16 protein-coding genes and 1 pseudogene are annotated in these 16,279 nt (G+C 70.7%); 11 read left to right on the top strand and 6 right to left on the bottom strand.

Features of this window, described 5'->3' with window-relative positions:
* The 5 genes and pseudogenes from ABZ490_RS38405 to ABZ490_RS38385 all read left to right on the top strand — a co-directional run.
* Positions 1-127: pseudogene (locus tag ABZ490_RS38405) on the top strand (DNA cytosine methyltransferase); the annotation flags it as partial.
* The gene (locus tag ABZ490_RS38400) at positions 124-972 is read left to right on the top strand and encodes a bifunctional DNA primase/polymerase (protein ID WP_359001345.1); all 849 of its coding nucleotides are present in this window, start codon (positions 124-126) and stop codon (positions 970-972) included. The pseudogene ABZ490_RS38405 and the gene ABZ490_RS38400, both read left to right, overlap by 4 nt.
* Before the next feature lies 1 nt (position 973).
* Positions 974-2,449 carry an ATP-binding protein gene (locus tag ABZ490_RS38395; RefSeq protein WP_359001342.1) on the top strand — a complete coding sequence of 492 codons (1,476 nt, stop codon included), beginning with the start codon at positions 974-976 and terminating at the stop codon, positions 2,447-2,449.
* A 459-nt stretch (positions 2,450-2,908) separates the two neighbouring features.
* Complete coding sequence (locus tag ABZ490_RS38390; protein ID WP_359001339.1) at positions 2,909-3,154, top strand: helix-turn-helix domain-containing protein; 246 nt, start codon at positions 2,909-2,911, stop codon at positions 3,152-3,154.
* Between the two features lie 76 nt (positions 3,155-3,230).
* Positions 3,231-4,466, top strand: coding sequence for a tyrosine-type recombinase/integrase (locus ABZ490_RS38385; protein WP_359001336.1), 1,236 nt, complete (start codon positions 3,231-3,233; stop codon positions 4,464-4,466).
* 103 nt (positions 4,467-4,569) lie between these two features.
* Here ABZ490_RS38385 and ABZ490_RS38380 read toward each other — a convergent pair whose 3' ends face one another.
* Together ABZ490_RS38380 and ABZ490_RS38375 are read right to left on the bottom strand one after the other, a co-directional pair.
* Positions 4,570-5,562 (bottom strand): DUF4365 domain-containing protein, encoded by a 993-nt coding sequence (locus tag ABZ490_RS38380; RefSeq protein ID WP_359001333.1) that lies wholly within the window; start codon positions 5,560-5,562, stop codon positions 4,570-4,572.
* Positions 5,563-5,824: 262 nt separating this feature from the next.
* Positions 5,825-6,586, bottom strand: coding sequence for a phosphoglyceromutase (locus ABZ490_RS38375; protein WP_359001330.1), 762 nt, complete (start codon positions 6,584-6,586; stop codon positions 5,825-5,827).
* A 151-nt stretch (positions 6,587-6,737) separates the two neighbouring features.
* Between ABZ490_RS38375 and ABZ490_RS38370 the strand changes: the two genes are divergently transcribed.
* Positions 6,738-8,021: an MFS transporter gene (locus tag ABZ490_RS38370; protein ID WP_359001327.1), complete on the top strand. Its 1,284-nt coding sequence runs from the start codon at positions 6,738-6,740 to the stop codon at positions 8,019-8,021.
* Positions 8,022-8,100: 79 nt separating this feature from the next.
* Here ABZ490_RS38370 and ABZ490_RS38365 read toward each other — a convergent pair whose 3' ends face one another.
* Positions 8,101-8,538, bottom strand: coding sequence for a DUF2000 domain-containing protein (locus ABZ490_RS38365; RefSeq protein WP_359001324.1), 438 nt, complete (start codon positions 8,536-8,538; stop codon positions 8,101-8,103).
* 49 nt (positions 8,539-8,587) lie between these two features.
* Between ABZ490_RS38365 and ABZ490_RS38360 the strand changes: the two genes are divergently transcribed.
* Entirely contained in the window at positions 8,588-9,394 is an 807-nt protein-coding gene (locus tag ABZ490_RS38360) for an AraC family transcriptional regulator (protein ID WP_359001321.1), read from the top strand.
* 24 nt (positions 9,395-9,418) lie between these two features.
* A complete protein-coding gene (locus tag ABZ490_RS38355; RefSeq protein ID WP_359001318.1) occupies positions 9,419-9,901 on the top strand; it encodes a hypothetical protein in 483 nt (160 codons plus the stop codon).
* Here the strand turns inward: ABZ490_RS38355 and ABZ490_RS38350 are convergent.
* On the bottom strand, positions 9,898-10,398 hold the full coding sequence (locus tag ABZ490_RS38350; protein WP_359001314.1) for a YbjN domain-containing protein: 501 nt from the start codon (positions 10,396-10,398) through the stop codon (positions 9,898-9,900). The genes ABZ490_RS38355 and ABZ490_RS38350 overlap by 4 nt on opposite strands.
* Positions 10,391-11,728, bottom strand: coding sequence for a D-inositol-3-phosphate glycosyltransferase (mshA, locus tag ABZ490_RS38345; RefSeq protein WP_359001311.1), 1,338 nt, complete (start codon positions 11,726-11,728; stop codon positions 10,391-10,393). The genes ABZ490_RS38350 and mshA overlap by 8 nt, the downstream gene beginning before the upstream one ends.
* A gap of 215 nt (positions 11,729-11,943) precedes the next feature.
* Here mshA and ABZ490_RS38340 point away from each other — a divergent pair, with 215 nt between their 5' ends.
* The 3 genes from ABZ490_RS38340 to ABZ490_RS38330 all read left to right on the top strand — a co-directional run bounded on the left by ABZ490_RS38340 (position 11,944) and on the right by ABZ490_RS38330 (position 15,799).
* On the top strand, positions 11,944-12,756 hold the full coding sequence (locus ABZ490_RS38340; protein ID WP_359001308.1) for a class I SAM-dependent methyltransferase: 813 nt from the start codon (positions 11,944-11,946) through the stop codon (positions 12,754-12,756).
* A gap of 298 nt (positions 12,757-13,054) precedes the next feature.
* Entirely contained in the window at positions 13,055-14,143 is a 1,089-nt protein-coding gene (locus tag ABZ490_RS38335; RefSeq protein WP_359001305.1) for an NlpC/P60 family protein, read from the top strand.
* Positions 14,144-14,431: 288 nt separating this feature from the next.
* Positions 14,432-15,799, top strand: coding sequence for a fused response regulator/phosphatase (locus ABZ490_RS38330; protein ID WP_359001302.1), 1,368 nt, complete (start codon positions 14,432-14,434; stop codon positions 15,797-15,799).
* A gap of 105 nt (positions 15,800-15,904) precedes the next feature.
* Here ABZ490_RS38330 and ABZ490_RS38325 read toward each other — a convergent pair whose 3' ends face one another.
* Positions 15,905-16,243, bottom strand: a complete 339-nt coding sequence (locus ABZ490_RS38325) for a DUF2516 family protein (RefSeq protein WP_359001299.1) — start codon at positions 16,241-16,243, stop codon at positions 15,905-15,907.
* Positions 16,244-16,279: the final 36 nt, after the last annotated feature.

Raw genomic sequence — 16,279 nt, 5'->3', positions numbered from 1 at the left:
CGCCTACGCCGACGCCATGGGCTGCACCTGGATGACCAGCCTCGAAGCCCGCAAAGCCGTACCCCCCGCCTACAGCCAATGGATCGCCGCCCAGTACCTCGCCCTCGAAGGGAGGACCGCCGCATGACCGCCCACCCGCCCCTGCTGGACACCGCCCTCATGCTCGCCACGCACGGCATCCCACCCCTGCCTCTGCGGGCGGGAAAGGTCCCGTTCGGCAACTGCCCCACCTGCAACGGCAACGCCTGCGGCGGACGGCCGAACATGAAGACCCCCGGCCCCTGCCGATGCCCCGGCGTCTGCCACGCCTGGGCCGCCGCCACCACCGACCCGCACATCCTCACCTCCGCGCCATGGGCGACCGCGTGGCGCCGGGCCGCCGCCGTGGCCTATCACCCCGGCGGCGCCGGCGTGACCGTCGTAGACCTGGACGACGCGGCGGCCGTCGACTGGGCCCGCGCCACCCTGCCCGCCACGCTCACCGTGCCGACGACGCGGGGGGAGCACTGGATCTACCGGGGCGCCATGCGGTCCGTGAACGCCGTACGCCCCGGCATCGACATCAAGTCCCTTATGGCATACGCCCGTTGGCTCGGAAACGGCACCGGCGCCACGGCCCCCCTCCCGGACGCTGTGCGCGCGCTGGCGGTAAAGGACCCGTCCGCAGCGCGCAGGGCGCCACAGAGCCTCACAGCGCCTCTGAGGGGCCATGGGGGCGAGTGCAGGCACCGCACACCCGCCTATCTGGACCGGGGGATCGCCATGGCCGAGCAGCGGATCACGGGGGCGCGCAGCGGCGTGCACGCGACCGTGTACCGCACGTTCCTCGCCGTGCTGTCCACGCACGGCCGTTGCGGCTGCCTCACCGACACCCACGTCAACCGGCTGTTCACCGCCGCGCAGGCCAAGGGCGAGACCCCACGGCACTGCACGGACGCGTGGACCAACGCCCTGACCACGTTGGGACTGTGACATGGCCGACGACGAGACCAATCCCGCCCGCAAGGTCATCACCGACTACGCGCAGGCGCACTTCCGGTACTTCCGCACCGCCGACGGCACCGTGTACGCGCAGCGCAACGGACACCCCGTGGCCCGCCCGATCCGCTCGCAGGGCACGACGGGCAGCCACCGACAGGAACTCATGGTCGGCCTGTTCAAAGACGGGCTGGGCGTGTTCAACGGGACCGCGCTCAAGGAGGCGTTGGACCTGATCGAAGCGCTCGCGCTCACCGAGGACGTGCAGCCCGTTCACATCCGCGTCGCCCCTGGATACGACGGGGCCACGTGGCTGGACCTGGGCCGCGCCGACGGACAGTCCGTCCGCATCCACCCCACCGGCTGGGACGTGCTCATCCCGGACCCGCGTGAGGTGTGCTGGCGCCGGACCCAGCTCACCGGGGAACTGCCGCTGCCGGTCAAGAACACGGACGGCAAGGGCATCGATCTGCTGCTGAGGCTGTGCAACTTCGCCACGGCCGAGACCGAGTGCCTGGCCATCGCGTGGCTGGTCGGCTGTCTCGGTCCGTCCGTGCCCGTCCCCGCGCCATTCCTCACCGGGCCGCAGGGCGCCGGCAAGTCCACCGGCGGCCGGATGCTCGTCCGGATCATCGAGGGCATGACCGGTGACCTGCGCCGCGCGCCGAAGGATGAGGAGAACCTGCTGGCGGCCGTGGCCGCCGGGTGGGTCACGGCCCTGGACAACCTCTCCCACATGAGCCCGGACCTGTCCGACGCGATGTGCTGCATCGTCACCGGCGCCGAGAACGTCAAGCGCGCCCTGTTCACCGACGGGGACGTCTTCCGCGTCGGCTACCGCCGCCCCCTGCTCCTGACCGGAATCGACGTGGGCGTCATCCGCCCCGACCTCGCCGAACGGCTCCTGCCGCTGCGGCTTGAGCGGCCCCGGGTCCGGCGCACCGAGGATGAGCTGTGGAGGGAGTACGCGGAGGTGCTGCCCGTCGTCCTCGGCTCGCTCCTGGACCTCACGGTGAAGGTGCGCGCGGTGGAGGCGGAGACCCCGACCGATCTGCGGATGGCGGACTTCGCGCACCTGTGCGCGCAGCTCGACGCGGCCACCGGTCTCGGAGCGCTCGCCGCCTACCGGGCCAGTCTGGACGACCTCAACGACGACGTGATCGAGGGCGACCTGCTGGCGCAGACCGTCCTCGCGCACGCCGCCGGCCTGGACGCGGGAGCGGAGCAGCGGATGACGTCCACGGAGTGGCTGCACTGCCTCAGCCGCGTCTACACCGGCGAGGACTTCCGTCCCCTGCCCAAGGGCTGGCCGACCACCGGCAAGGTGCTCTCCGACCGCCTCAAGCGGCTACAGCCGACCCTCGCCGCCCGCGGCGTCCTCATCGACTCCGGCCGCACCCGCGAGGGCCGCTTCATCCTGATGACCCGCTCACCGGCCGCCCCGCCCCCGCACGAGCAACAGACGTTCTGACCGGGCGCCGCCGCCCCTGTACGAGCAAGAGGAGCACCACCGGCCAGGCGTGCTCCTCTTGCTGTTCGGCGGCGGCGCCGCCCTGCGATGGACGCGCCGCGAAGCGGCCCCTTCTTCACGCCCTGAGCGGCACCGCACCACCACAGACACCCCTCTTTTTTTCCTAAGTAGGGGAACGCTGCGTCACAGCGTCACACGGCCCCCTGAAAACGACGGGTGACCTGCGCATACGGGGTGTGACGCAGACCCTCCCGGCTGCGTCACGCCGCGTCACCTGCGTCACGCGTGACGAACAGCCTGCGTCACGCGTGACGCACCCCCACCCCGCTGCGTCACACAAAACCCGCAGGTCAGAAGCCTGAGTGACGCAGGTGACGCTGTGACGCAGAAATCCCCACCTCGGACACACACGGAGTCCGAGACCCCCAAAGCCAACGCGACTCGACCTCTGAGGACTCCATGAGCCGACCTGGTCCCGCTCAGCCCGACCCCCGCGCCACCCTCCGCAACGGTCTGCCCGACCGGTACCTCACCCCCGACGACATCGCCGAGATCTTCGGCGTCCCCCTCGAAACCGTCTACCAGTGGCGCAGGAAGCGCACCGGTCCTCCCGGCTTCCGTGTCGGCAAGCACGTGCGCTACGACCCCGCCGAAGTGGGGGCCTACGTCGCTCAGCTCAAGAACGTCGACCGCGTCGCGGCCTGACGCAACCTCGCACACCGCCAGGGGTGGCCGTTGAACGGCCACCCCTGATCCATGCCGAGAAGGGACCCCGCCTCCGATGGCAGGCAGCATCCAAGACCGCTGGTACAAGACCGAGACTGACGCCAACGGCAAGACCGTCCGCGTCAAGACCGAGCGCTACGGGACCGGCCTGCGCTACCGGGCCCGCTACTTCGCCCCCGACGGGAAGCGCAAGGGCAAGTCGTTCCCCGACGGACAGAAGCGGCTCGCCGAGCAGTGGCTGAGCAAGGTCACGGCGGACGTGGCCCGGGGCGACTACATCGACCCGAACGCGTCCCGGACGTCGTTCCAGGAGTTCGCGGAAGGCTGGCTCGCAAGCCAGAGCGGAGACCCGAACACCCGCGCGTCGATGCAGTCTCAGCTCAGGCTGCACGCCTTCCCGCGCATCGGGTCGCGGCCCCTGGGGTCCTTCCAGCCCAGCCACATCCGCGAGTTCGTGACACAGCTCGAAGCGTCCGGCATGTCCGGCGCCTACGCCCGTGTGATCTTCTCCAACGTGCGGGCTGTGCTATCCGCCGCCGTAGAGGATGGCTACCTCCGCCGGAACCCGTGCAACTCGCGCACGGTGACGCTCCCCGAAATGGGCATGCGTCGGGTCGTCCCCTGGCAGCCAGAACGTGTCTTCTCCATGCGGGCCGCCATGGTCGAACGCTTCCGGCCCATGGTGGACATGGGCGCCGGCTGTGGGCTACGGCAAGGCGAGATCCTCGGGCTGTCCGTGGATGAGCTGGACTTCGACAGCGGCACCCTGCACGTGGTGCAGCAGCTCAAGCTCAGCCTGAGCAAGGCCGTGTTCGCGCCCCCGAAGGGCGGCAAGCTCCGTGACGTCCCGCTGCCCGATCCCGTGGCCGAAGCACTCAAGGAGCACATCAAGCGCTTCCCGCCCGTCGAGATCACGCTGCCGTGGATGCGGGCGAACGGCCAGCCCGTGACCAAGCGCCTGATCTTCACCGGGCCCAACGGTGGGCACGTCTGGCGTACCTCGCTGAACGAGGACCACTGGAAGCCCGCTCTGGCGTCCGTGGGCGTCATTCCGAAAGCCAAGAGCCGGGAGCACACCGCCGCGCGCGAGCACGGCATGCACGCGCTGAGGCACTTCTACGCGTCCGTGCTGCTGGACGCCGGGGAGAGCATCAAGGCCGTCAGCGAGTACCTAGGGCACTCCGATCCGGGACTCACGTTGAAGGTGTATGCCCACCTGATGCCTAGCAGCCGTGACCGCGCGCGGAAGGCTCTCAGCCAAGCTCTGCGGCCGGACAATCTGCCGCGCTAAGGACTCAATGCGACGGCTGGCGTGAGACATCGAAGGGTGACCCGGACAATCCGTCCGGGTCACCCTGACGCTTGACTAGATAAAATCCCGTTCCGCGAAATGATCATTCTTGCCGCCTTGACCGGCGCCTCTTTCTTTCCACTTCACGCTTAATGAAGAACGCCAGCAGGGCAACGAGGCCAAAGTGCGATATCAGCACCCCGGCCCCCACCAGAAATTCACCTAGCCACCCTGGGGACCGGCCGCCATCGACCAGCGGAATCCAGAGGTAGGTACTGCCGATGCAAATCAGCCAATTACCCGTCTCCCGTGGAAGTCGCCCCGCTTTCAACTCAAAGAAAATCGTGAGCGCCATCCAGGAGATGAAGATATATAGGCTGCCGACACAAAGAACCGGATTCAACTCTGTGTAATTAGTGACGAAACGAACCTGATAGGGCCACTCGAAAACCAACAAAGTGGCTAGCAGTACGAGGGGGGCCATCTGTGCAGCCAATCTTGCAATCCCCCTCGCCCGCTCCTCGTTACGAAGGAGAAGCTCGGCCCACCCTTCAAACAGAGGGTTCGGGACGCGATTAGGGTCAAGACCGTCAAGTGCGCGCGAAATCGCTTCGAATGCTTCCTCAAGCGTGAAGTCTCGAATTCTCATTCCCGCCGAGTCGATGTACTCTTCGATCGAGGAAGTGAAATCGTCAATAGTTTCCGAAGTTAGCACTGAAGCGCTGGAGACTTTAACATGCCTGACTGGGCTCTTAGTGCTCCGGAGTTTTTCGGTGAGATTTACCCAGTAAAGCTTTTGTGATTCAAGGTCATAGACGACACCCACGACCGGGATCCGACTTTCCTTCCAGTCATCATAATGATCCTCGATCGGAATCGAATAGCCATTTGCGCGCTTATATTTGCGCCCGCTTTTCACCTGAATGGCTAAAACGTGCCCCGTACGGTACCCATCTCGCGTCAATAGGACATGCAGGTCCTCTCCGTGATCGTTTCCCCCCTCGATCTCCTGAACGATGTGATGATTGTCCAGGAGTGTCCGCACAGCGTTCACGCCAGCTCGCTCAATGTGACGGTTGGGCCTGATGCGCGCCATGTCCCCTCCCCAAAGCCATCTCACGATAGCGGCGGTCTGGCGTACAGAGCTTGGATCTGGTGATCCCATCAGGGCGCACCGCCCCGGGGCTGACGCTTAGGGGGCACACCCACCTCATGCCGAGCAAGTCACCGCGCCCGGAGGGCTTCGGCGCGGCTCTGCCGTCAAACGATCCCCTCGCTCTGGGCCCACAGCGGGCCCAGAGCAAACGACAGCCCCTGATCTGCGCTGTGTGCACAGGTCAGGGGCATGATCACGATCTCTACTTCTTCTTGCCCTGGTTCTTGACCGCCTCGATCGCCGCTGCCGCCGCCTCGGGGTCGAGGTACGTGCCGCCCGGGGTCACGGGGTTGAAGTCGGCGTCCAGTTCGTAGGACAGGGGGATGCCCGTCGGGATGTTCAGGCCCGCGATGTCCGCGTCCGAGATGCCGTCGAGGTGCTTGACCAGGGCGCGGAGGCTGTTGCCGTGGGCCGCGACCAGGACCGTGCGGCCGGCCAGGAGGTCGGGGACGATGCCGTCGTACCAGTAGGGGAGCATCCGGACGACGACGTCCTTCAGGCACTCCGTGCGCGGGCGCAGCTCCGGGGGGATGGAGGCGTAGCGGGGGTCCCCGGACTGGGAGAACTCCGAGTCGTCCGCGAGCGGCGGCGGGGGCGTGTCGTAGGAGCGGCGCCAGAGCATGAACTGCTCCTCGCCGAACTCGGCCAACGTCTGCGCCTTGTCCTTGCCCTGGAGGGCGCCGTAGTGGCGCTCGTTCAGACGCCAGGAGCGGTGGACCGGGATCCAGTGGCGGTCCGCCGACTCGAGGGCGAGCTGCGCGGTGCGGATGGCGCGCTTCTGGAGGGACGTGTGGACCACGTCGGGGAGGAGATCGGCGTCCTTCAGGAGTTCGCCACCGCGGACCGCCTCCTTCTCGCCCTTCTCGTTGAGGTTGACGTCCACCCAGCCGGTGAACAGGTTCTTCGCGTTCCATTCGCTCTCGCCGTGGCGGAGGAGGATCAGCTTGTACGGTGCGTCGGCCATGGCTATGAGCGTAATCCACCGTCCTGATGCGGTGCGCCCCTGCTCGTTCCTCGGACGGTTGACTGGTTCTGTTAATCGGGTCGCTTCCGGCGGCTCCCGCTTCGTAAGTTGTGGGCACTGCCTACGACACTTACCTACGGGGGGCTCCGCCATGTCCGTCACCGCACTCAGACGTGCCGCCCGCGAGACCCTCTCCGGGCTGCCCCGTGAGTTCTGGTGGCTCTGGACGAGCACGCTCGTCAACCGGCTGGGCGGGTTCGTCGCCACCTTCATGGCGCTGTATCTGACGCTCGACCGCGGGTACTCCGCCTCCTACGCCGGGCTCGTCGCCTCGCTGCACGGGCTGGGCGGGGTCGTCTCCTCGCTGGGCGGCGGGGTGATGGCGGACCGGATCGGGCGGCGGCCCACGCTGCTGCTGTCGCAGATCGCCACGGCCGCTTCCGTCGCCGTCCTCGGGTTCGTCACCGATCCCGTCGCGATCGCCGGGGTCGCGTTCGTCGTCGGTGCCGCGTCGAACGCCTCGCGGCCCGCGGTGCAGGCGATGATGGCCGACATCGTGCGGCCCGAGGACCGGGTGCGGGCCTTCTCCCTCAACTACTGGGCGATCAACCTCGGGTTCGCCGTCTCCTCCATGGCCGCCGGGTTCATCGCCGAGGTCAGCTACCGCGCCGGGTTCCTGCTCGAGGCCGGGATGACGTTCGTGTGCGCCGTCGTCATCTTCCTCAAGCTGCCGGAGTCCCGGCCGGAGCGGGAGAGCAAGGCGGTGCGGGAGGAGCCGGTCGGGCTCGGGACCGTGGTGCGCGATCTGCGGTTCATGAGCGTCGTCGGACTGTCGTTCCTGGTCGCGCTCGTCTTCCAGCAGGGGTCCGTCGGACTGCCGGTGGCCATGGGCGCCGCCGGGTTCACGCCCGCCGACTACGGCCTCGCCATCGCGGTCAACGGTGTGCTGATCGTCGTGCTCCAGATTCCGGTCACCCGCTTCATCGAGCACCGGGATCCGCGCCGGCTGCTGGTGGTCTCCTCCGTCCTCGCCGGGTACGGCTTCGGGCTCACCGCCTTCGCCGGGTCGGTCGGCGTCTTCGCTCTCACCGTCTGCGTGTGGACCCTCGCCGAGATCGTCAACGCGCCGACCCAGACCGGGCTCGTCGTGGCCCTCTCCCCCGCCCACGGCCGCGGGCGCTACCAGGGCATGTACACCTTGGCCTGGGCCGTCGCCTCGCTGGTCGCGCCGGTGATGTCCGGGTTCGTCATCGACCGGTTCGGGGCCGCGTGGCTGTGGGGGATGTGCGCGGTCGTGGGGACGCTCGCCGGGGCCGGGTACGCCGTGCTGATGCGGCGCCTGGGGGGCGAGGAGCCCGTCGCCGACGGGAGAGAAGAGAACACGGACGAGGGGCGTACGGCCGCGGTGGCGAGCGGGTCGGGCGCCGGGGCGTGAGGCGGTAGAGGCGCCCGCTGGGTGTGAGGCGGTGGGGGGCGCCCACCGCCTCACACCCCGTTCTCCCCCCTCTCCCCCCTCACGGATGCATCCGCGCCCCCTTCAACACCTTGTCCACCGCGTTCCGGGGCCCGTACACCGCGAGCCCCACCAGGTCCAGCTCCGCCGTCCGTACGGCCCGTACCGCCGCCCGGTTGTCGCGGTCGTTGCCGGTGGCGAAGAGCTCGCCGGTGAACACCGCGCGCGGGAGGGACCGGGAGAGCACGCGCGCGTGGGCCGCGGCCAGCGTCTCCTTCGTGCCCTCGAAGACCAGCACCGGCTGGCGGAACATCGGCAGGTAGGGCACGCCGTCCCCGTCCTCGTACGGCTCCCCGATCACCTCGGGGAGCCGGGTGCCCAGGCCGCTGACCAGGAAGGCGGTGACATTGAGGCGCTGCCAGGACTCCAGGTCCTCGCGGAGCAGGACGGCGATCCTGGTGTCGAAGCGGACCGGGGGCAGGGGTGCGTCGTCGTTCATGCTCCGAGACTGCCGACCGTCGTACGGCCCCGTCTTGTACGTTCTTTGCATGGCCCCGCGGCAGGAAGTCTCCGCCTGGCGCCCGGCTGTCCCCGGTGTCGTGGAGGTCTTCCACGCCCGCTTCACCGCGTACGCGTATCCGATGCATGTGCACGACGTGTGGACGCTGCTCATCGTCGACGACGGGGCCGTACGGTACGACCTCGACCGGCACCGGCACGGCACCCCGCACGACTCGGTCACCCTGCTGCCGCCGCATGTGCCGCACAACGGCTCGGCCGCCACCCCGGACGGGTTCCGCAAGCGGGTGCTGTATCTCGACGGCACCCGGCTCGGCGAGGATCTCGTCGGGGCCGCCGTCGACCGGCCCGAGCTGCGCGATCCCGTGCTGAGGGACCGGGTCGGGCGGCTGCACACCGCGCTCGCGCACGGCGGGGACGAGCTGGAGGCCGAGAGCAGGCTGACGTTCATCGGCGAGCGGCTGCGTGCGCATCTGCGGCCCGCTGCGGCCGGTCCCGGGCGGTCGCGGAGCGATCCGGTGCTCGCCCGGCGGCTGCGGGAACTCCTCGACGCGTCCGTCGTCCGGGGCATCGGGCTCGAGGAGGCGGCGCGGGTCGTCGGGGCCCATCCCGCGCATCTCGTCCGGGCGTTCAGCGGCGCGTACGGCATCGCGCCGCACCAGTACCTCACGGCACGCCGGGTGGAGCGCGCCCGGCGGCTGCTGCTCGACGGGGTGCCGGCCGGTGAGGTGGCCGTGGCGGCCGGGTTCTTCGACCAGTCCCATCTCACCCGGCACTTCCGGAGGTCGGTGGGGGTCACACCGGGGCGGTATGCGCGGAAGTCCTCCGTCCGGTGATCGCCCCCGGCTAGCGTCCCCGGCATGGACGAGACACAGAACGCACAGAGAGAACACGGCGACGACTCCTCCACCTCCCTCACCCCGTCCGGCCCGCGCACCCGTCGCACCGGACGTCTCACGGCCGCCGTCGCGGGGGCGGCGGCCCTGGTCGCGCTGAGCGTCGGCGCCGCCCTCGCGGCCGGAACGGACGACAGCGCCACCCCTCTGCCGACGGTGGGCGTGAGCACCCAGCCGGCCGACAGCGGGGGCGGCACGGACGGCGGCGACGGCGGATCCGTCGGCCTCAGCGAAGGCGCCGACGGCGGCACGGGCGGCACCGACGGCGGCACCGGTCCCGTGCCCACCGAGAGCCCCGTCGAGCCGCAGCCCAGCACCGGCTCCCCGGTGGATCTGGCGGAGCTGGACCGGCGTATCAGCGAACTGGACGCCAAGGTCGACCGGTTGCCGACCAAGAAGGAGCTGGCCGACGCCCTGCGCGCGTTCGCCGATCAGCTCGACCCTTAGTCCTCCTGCTGGGTGAGGTGGGCGAAGGCGTCCAGGTTGCGCGTGGGCTCGCCCCGGGAGACCCGCCAGGCGTACTCCCTGCGGATCGCGGAGGCGAAGCCCAGCTCCAGCAGGGTGTTGAAGGCGCCGTCGGCCGCCTCCAGGACCTGGCCGAGGAGGCGGTCCACCTCGTCCGGCGTCACCGACGACAGGGGCAGCCGGGCGGCGACGTACACGTCACCGAGCTGGTCGACGGCGTAACTCACGCCGTACAGCCTGAGGTTGCGCTCCAGCAGCCAGCGGTGGACGCCGGGCTCGTTCTCGTCGGGGTGGCGGATGACGAAGGCGTTGAGGGAGAGGGAGTGGCGGCCGACCAGGAGGGAGACGGTCGTCTTCAGCTTGGCGGTGCCGGGGAGCTGGACGACGTAGGAGCCGGGGCGGGGTGTCTCCCACTCCAGCTCCGCGCCCGCGAGGTACGCCTCGATGATCCGCGCCGCGCTCTTCTCCGCCTCACCCATGCTGGGAGCGTACGGGACGGCGGTGGGCCTGGGTCGCGGCCGTGTAGACGTCGGCGGTGCGGGCGGCCGCGGTGTCCCAGCCGAAGGACTGGGCGTGGGCGGCGGCGACCGTGCCCATCCGGGCGGGCAGCTCCGGGGTGTCGGCGAAACGTTCGAGCACGCGCGCGTAGGCGGTCGGGTCGTGGCCCTGGACCAGGAAGCCCGTCTCGCCGTCGCGCACGGCCACCGGGAGGCCGCCGACCGCCGCCGCGAGCACCGGGGTGCCGGCCGCCTGGGCCTCTATGGCGACCAGGCCGAAGGACTCGCTGTAGGAGGGCACGACGAGGACGGAGGCGGCGCGGAACCAGTCCGCGAGCTGGTCCTGGCCGACGGGCGGGCGGAACCGTACGACGTCCGCGACGCCGAGTCGGGCGGCGAGCTTCTGCAGGCCCTCCGGTTTGGCGAGACCGCTGCCGCTGGGGCCGCCGACGACCGGTACGACGAGCCGGGTGCGGAGTTCGGGGCGTACGTCGAGCAGGGCGGCGACGGCGCGCAGGAGCACGTCCGGCGCCTTGAGGGGCTGGATGCGGCCCGCGAAGAGGGGGATCAGGGCGTCCTGCGGGAGGCCGAGGCGGGCCCGGGCCGCGGCGCGGCCGTCGGCCGGGGAGAAGCGGTCGAGGTTGACGCCCGGGTGGACGATCGCGACCTTGCCGGGGTCGGCGCCGTAGTGCCGGACGAGCTCGTCGGCCTCCTCCGCCGTGTTGGCGATGAGCCGGTCGGCGGCGTCGACGATCTGGGTCTCGCCGATGACCCGGGCGGCCGGTTCCGGGGAGTCGCCGTCGGCGAGGTTGGCGTTCTTGACCTTGGCCATGGTGTGCATCGCGTGCACCAGGGGGGCGCCCCAGCGCTGGGCGGCGAGCCAGCCGACGTGGCCGGAGAGCCAGTAGTGGGAGTGGACCAGGTCGTAGTAGCCGGGGCGGTGGCCGGCCCAGGCCTGCATCACGCCGTGGGTGAAGGCGCACAGCTGGGCGGGGAGGTCCTCCTTGTTGAGTCCCTCGTAGGGGCCGGCGTCGATGTGGCGGACGAGGACGCCGGGGGCCATCTCCACCTTCGGGGGGAGGGCGGCGGCGGTCGCGCGCGTGAAGATCTCCACCTCGATGTTGATCGCGGCGAGGCGCTGGGCGAGCTCCACGATGTAGACGTTCATACCGCCGGCGTCGCCGGTGCCGGGCTGGTGGAGCGGTGAGGTGTGCACGGAGAGCATCGCGACTCGGCGGGGGCGGCGGTGGAGCCTGAGCCGCGGGGGTACCGCCGGAGAGCGACGCCCGAGCCGGCTGGCGTGGTGGCTCACGTGGCGTTCCTCCTTGCTGCGGGCATGCCGGACGGAGGGGGCGAAAGCCTCCCAGGGGGCTGCAACACCGGAGGGAGGCGTTCCCATTCCGGGCAGGGTCGCCGGGAGGGTGATTTTTGCCTGAGCGTTACCCGGATCGCTCAACCGTTCGAGCCTCGCGGGCGTCCGCCGGACGCGTCACCGCCCGTCCGGCGCACCGCCTACCCTCGTATGCCATGACCTCCCGCGCGCCCCACCGCATCGTGGGCACCGTCACGCGCGGGACCACCAATCCCAACCGGCTGCGCCGCATGGACCGCTGGATCGCCGCGACGCACGGCGCCGAGCTGCGGCGCGCCGCCGACCCCGTGGCCGTCGACCTCGGGTACGGGGCGGCGCCCTGGACGGCCGTCGAGCTGCTCGGCCGGCTCCGGTCCGTCGCGCCACGCGCGCGTGTGGTGGGCGTCGAGATCGAGCCCGCGCGGGTCGCCGCAGCGAAGCCGTACGAGCGCGAGGGGCTGGCCTTCCGGCACGGCGGGTTCGAACTGCCCCTCCCCCAGCGGCCGCAGCTGGTGCGCGCCGCCAATGTGCTGCGGCAGTACGACGAGGAGCAGGTCGCCGGGGTCTGGGAGCGGCTGTGCGCGCGGCTCGCGCCGGTCGGCGGGGCCTCGGCGGGCGGGCTGCTCGTGGAGGGGACCTGCGACGAGATCGGGCGTCGGCACGTCTGGGTCGCGCTCGGTCCCGAGGGGCCGCGCACGGTCACCTTCGCTGCCCGGCTGGCTTCCCTGGAGCGGCCGTCGGACCTGGCGGAGCGGCTGCCCAAGGCGCTGATCCACCGCAATGTGCCGGGCGAGCCGGTGCACGCGTTCCTGCGCGACTTCGACCGTGCGTGGGCCGCCGCGGCGCCCTACGCCTCGTACGGTGCCCGGCAGCGCTGGATCCGCGCGGTGCGCGACCTCACCGCGGACTGGCCGGTGACGGACGGGCCGGCGCGGTGGCGGCAAGGGGAAGTGACGGTGCGGTGGGGGGCGTTGGCGCCTCGGAGGTGAAGGCGTCGGCGTCTCGGGGGTGAAGGCGTCGGCGTCTCGGGGGTGAAGGAGGCCCGCGAAGCTGCCGTTTCACCGATCGTTCACCCTTTGGTGGGACATGGGAACGATCTCCTTGAGTCGTTCGTCACATTGGCGGGGCGATCATCATTCCGGGGCGTGCCGGGGGGCACGGAGGGAAGGGCTCAGCTGTTCGGTACCTGTCGGTTCCGGGCCTGACTCTGTCACTTTCGGCCGTGACGTGGCACGATCCCCCGAGCACCGTAAGTTACTGACGGGAAATCAGTTTGGGGGACGAGGTATGGGTCCGGGCAAGCGCGGCCTGTTCGCGGTCGCGGTGGCGGTCGTCTGCGCGGTGACCGTCCTGGGGGCACCCGGCGCGGCGTTCGCCGCCCCCGACAACCCCACGCCGTCCCCGACGGCCACGACCGCCCCCGACCTCACCCTCCCGCCCGGCAAGGACCTGGAAGAGGTCCGCGAGAAGCTGGAGACGCTGTACCACGCGGCCGCGGTCGCCACCGACGCGTACAACGCGGCCGAGGAGGCGGCGAAGAAGCAGTCCGCGGAGATCGTCGCCCTCGCCCAGAAGATCGTCGAGGGCCAGGAGCGGCTCGCGAAGCTGAAGGACCGGGCCGGAGCCGCCGCCCGCTCCCAGTACCGCACGGGCGGGCTGCCCGACGAGGCCCAGCTGATGCTGAGCGACGACCCGGGCGACTTCCTCGACGGCGCCGGCCGGGTGCTCCAGGGCCAGCGCGCGACCAAGGGCCTGATCGCGGAAGTGACCCGCACCCAGGAGGACTTGGAGCAGTACTCCGCGGACGCCTCCGCCCAGTGGACCAAGCTGGAGGCCAACCGCAAGGCCAAGGCGACGGCCCAGAAGAAGATCGAGAAGCAGATCTCGGCGGCCGAGAAGCTGGAGTCCCAGCTGGAGAAGGCGGAGAAGGAACGCCTCGCCCAACTCCAGGAACAGGCCGACCAGAAGGCCCAGACCGCCTGGCTGAACACCGGCATCCTCGACGAGATCGACGGCAAGGCGAGCGCGGCCGGCAAGAAGGCCATCGCCTACGCGACCGCGCAGATAGGGAAGCCGTACGTGTGGGGCGCCGAGGGGCCGGACTCCTTCGACTGCTCCGGGCTGACCTCGGAGGCCTGGAAGAGCGCCGGCCGGACGATCCCGCGCACCTCGCAGGAGCAGTGGAAGCAGCTCCCGCACGTCGCCGTCGAGGACATGCGCCCGGGCGACCTGATCATCTACTTCGGCGACGCGAGCCATGTCGCGCTCTACGTCGGCGACGGCGCGATCATCCACGCCCCGCGCCCGGGCCGTACCGTCACCCTCGCCGGGGCCGGCACCATGCCGATCCTCGCCGTGGTGCGCCCGGACGCATAAGGCGAAAGCCCCAAATCGCCCCAATCGCCGCCCTCGTGACCCCGGACACGTGACGCACGGCACCCGGCCGGGCGTCCCAAACCCCGTACGGACGTGACCTTCGTCATCCGCCCCCCGTACCGGCCTGCCCAACTGCGGTACGGAACGCGGCATATGACAGTGGCCTGAGATCAAGCAGGGTGCCGCACACCATTCCGCTGTGGCGCCTTCTGCCGCTATGGTCCCCGTCGGTGGGTCGAGGTCCCTCGTCCCCGCCGTGCCCTCGGGGGGAGGGAAGGAACCCGACACATGCCCGCACCCGTACCGCGGCAGAGAGCGATCCCGGCCGCGGAGTGTGGTCAGGCGCAGGCCGTGCCCGCAGCAGGCGGCCCCTCCGGCCCCTCCGGCGACGCGCACCCGCCCCGCCGGGACGCCGCCCGCACCGACGAGACCGTGCGCGACGCCGCCACGGCCGACAGCGACACCGCGCACCCCACGCTCACCCTGCTGCTGATCGAGGACGACCCCACGGCCGCGCCGATCGTGCCCGATCTGCTCGACTCCGACGGCAAGCCGATCCGCGTCCGCACCGCCCGCAACCTCACCGAGGCCGGGCGGCTGCTCACCGACGACGTGCACTGCATCCTGCTCGACCTGGCGCTGCCCGCGCCGGGCCGGGCCGCGAAAGCCGGTGAGACCGACGAGGAACTCGCCGTGCTGCGGCATGTGCTGCGGCTCGCGCCCCGGCACGCCGTGCTCGCGCTGACCGCCTCCGGCGACGCCGAGCGCGGCGCCGAGGCCGTGCGCGTCGGCGCCCAGGACTATCTCTTCCGGGACGAGCTCGACGGCCGGCTGCTGAGCCGTGCGATCCGCTACGCCGTTGAGAGGAAACGTTCCGACACGGCCGAGCGCAGGCTCGCCGAGGGCAAGCTGCGCGCCCAGGAGAACGCCCGGCTGGAGCGCGGACTGCTGCCCACCCCGCTCCTGGAGGGCTCCCCGCTGCGCTTCGCCGCGCGCTACCGGCCCGGCCGCTCGCGCGCGCTGCTCGGGGGCGACTTCTACGACACCGTCCGCACGCCCGACGGCACGGTCCACGCGATGATCGGCGACGTCTGCGGGCACGGCCCGGACGAGGCGGCGCTCGGCGTGGAGCTGCGCATCGCCTGGCGGGCGCTGACCCTGGCGGGGCTGTGCGGCGACGAACTGCTCGGGACGTTGCAGCAGGTGCTGGAGCACGAGCGGGACGACGACGAGATCTTCGCGACGCTGTGCACGGTGGACATCGCGCCGGACGGGCGGCGGGCCGGGCTGTGCCTGGCCGGGCACCCGGCGCCGCTGATCGCCGCTCCCGGCCGGCCGGCGCGGCTGCTGCCGCAGGAGAACAACGGGCCCGCGCTCGGGCTGCTGCCGGGGGCCCGCTGGCCCCGTATGCAGGTGGAGCTGGGGGCGGAGTGGAGCCTGATGCTCTACACCGACGGGCTGATCGAGGGGCGGGTCGGCGCGGGGCGCAAGGAGCGGCTCGGGCAGGACGGGATGGTGGAGATGATCCGGCGGCAGTTCTCCGAGGGGTTGAGCGGGGAGGAGTTGCTGCGGGCCGCGGTGGGTGAGGTGCGGGAGCTCAATGGGGGCGAGCTGACGGACGATGTCGCCGTGGTGCTGCTGGACCGGGTGCCGTAGGGGCTTCGCCGGGGGCCGTTGTCGAGTGCGGGTGCGTTGTGGCTGGTCGCGCCCACGCGGCGGAGCCGCACAGCGATACAGCCCCGCGCCCCTAGGGGATCGCCCTTATCGTCCGCCGTTGTAGGGGCCGTAAGGGCCGTCGCTGCTGGAGCCGCCGCCTCGGTGGCTGCGGCCGCCGCCGGGGAGGGCGCGCAGGGCGGGGCGGACGTCGACCATGTAGACGATCGTCGCGACCAGGCCGATGACGGGCAGGAACGCCAGGATCGGGAAGATCAGGTCCACCACGAAGGCGATCCCGAGGATGATCAGCCAGAAGGGCTTGGTCTGCTTGTCGGCGGCGCGGAAGCCGTCCTCGCGGCGGATGGCCGCGTCGATCAGAGCGAAGCCGCTGAACACGATCAGGGCCAGGCTCAGCAGCGACATGAACCCTGCGAATCCCTGCATCAGCACTACGTCCACCACCCGACTAGGCACGACCGG

This window comes from Streptomyces sp. NPDC005811 (assembly GCF_040630405.1).
Classification (GTDB): Bacteria; Actinomycetota; Actinomycetes; order Streptomycetales; family Streptomycetaceae; genus Streptomyces.
The sequence above is the reverse complement of the archived record's forward strand: the minus strand, read 5'-3'. Positions and strand labels throughout refer to the sequence as shown.

Coding starts and splice junctions, on each gene's coding strand:
- ABZ490_RS38380 (WP_359001333.1), bottom strand. CDS start 5,562: ATGGCGCGCATCAGGCCCAACCGTCACATTGAGCGAGCTGGCGTGAAC.
- ABZ490_RS38390 (WP_359001339.1), top strand. CDS start 2,909: ATGAGCCGACCTGGTCCCGCTCAGCCCGACCCCCGCGCCACCCTCCGC.
- ABZ490_RS38325 (WP_359001299.1), bottom strand. CDS start 16,243: ATGCAGGGATTCGCAGGGTTCATGTCGCTGCTGAGCCTGGCCCTGATC.
- ABZ490_RS38370 (WP_359001327.1), top strand. CDS start 6,738: ATGTCCGTCACCGCACTCAGACGTGCCGCCCGCGAGACCCTCTCCGGG.
- ABZ490_RS38355 (WP_359001318.1), top strand. CDS start 9,419: ATGGACGAGACACAGAACGCACAGAGAGAACACGGCGACGACTCCTCC.
- ABZ490_RS38395 (WP_359001342.1), top strand. CDS start 974: ATGGCCGACGACGAGACCAATCCCGCCCGCAAGGTCATCACCGACTAC.
- ABZ490_RS38360 (WP_359001321.1), top strand. CDS start 8,588: ATGGCCCCGCGGCAGGAAGTCTCCGCCTGGCGCCCGGCTGTCCCCGGT.
- ABZ490_RS38385 (WP_359001336.1), top strand. CDS start 3,231: ATGGCAGGCAGCATCCAAGACCGCTGGTACAAGACCGAGACTGACGCC.
- ABZ490_RS38375 (WP_359001330.1), bottom strand. CDS start 6,586: ATGGCCGACGCACCGTACAAGCTGATCCTCCTCCGCCACGGCGAGAGC.
- ABZ490_RS38330 (WP_359001302.1), top strand. CDS start 14,432: ATGCCCGCACCCGTACCGCGGCAGAGAGCGATCCCGGCCGCGGAGTGT.
- ABZ490_RS38335 (WP_359001305.1), top strand. CDS start 13,055: ATGGGTCCGGGCAAGCGCGGCCTGTTCGCGGTCGCGGTGGCGGTCGTC.
- ABZ490_RS38350 (WP_359001314.1), bottom strand. CDS start 10,398: ATGGGTGAGGCGGAGAAGAGCGCGGCGCGGATCATCGAGGCGTACCTC.
- ABZ490_RS38400 (WP_359001345.1), top strand. CDS start 124: ATGACCGCCCACCCGCCCCTGCTGGACACCGCCCTCATGCTCGCCACG.
- ABZ490_RS38365 (WP_359001324.1), bottom strand. CDS start 8,538: ATGAACGACGACGCACCCCTGCCCCCGGTCCGCTTCGACACCAGGATC.
- ABZ490_RS38340 (WP_359001308.1), top strand. CDS start 11,944: ATGACCTCCCGCGCGCCCCACCGCATCGTGGGCACCGTCACGCGCGGG.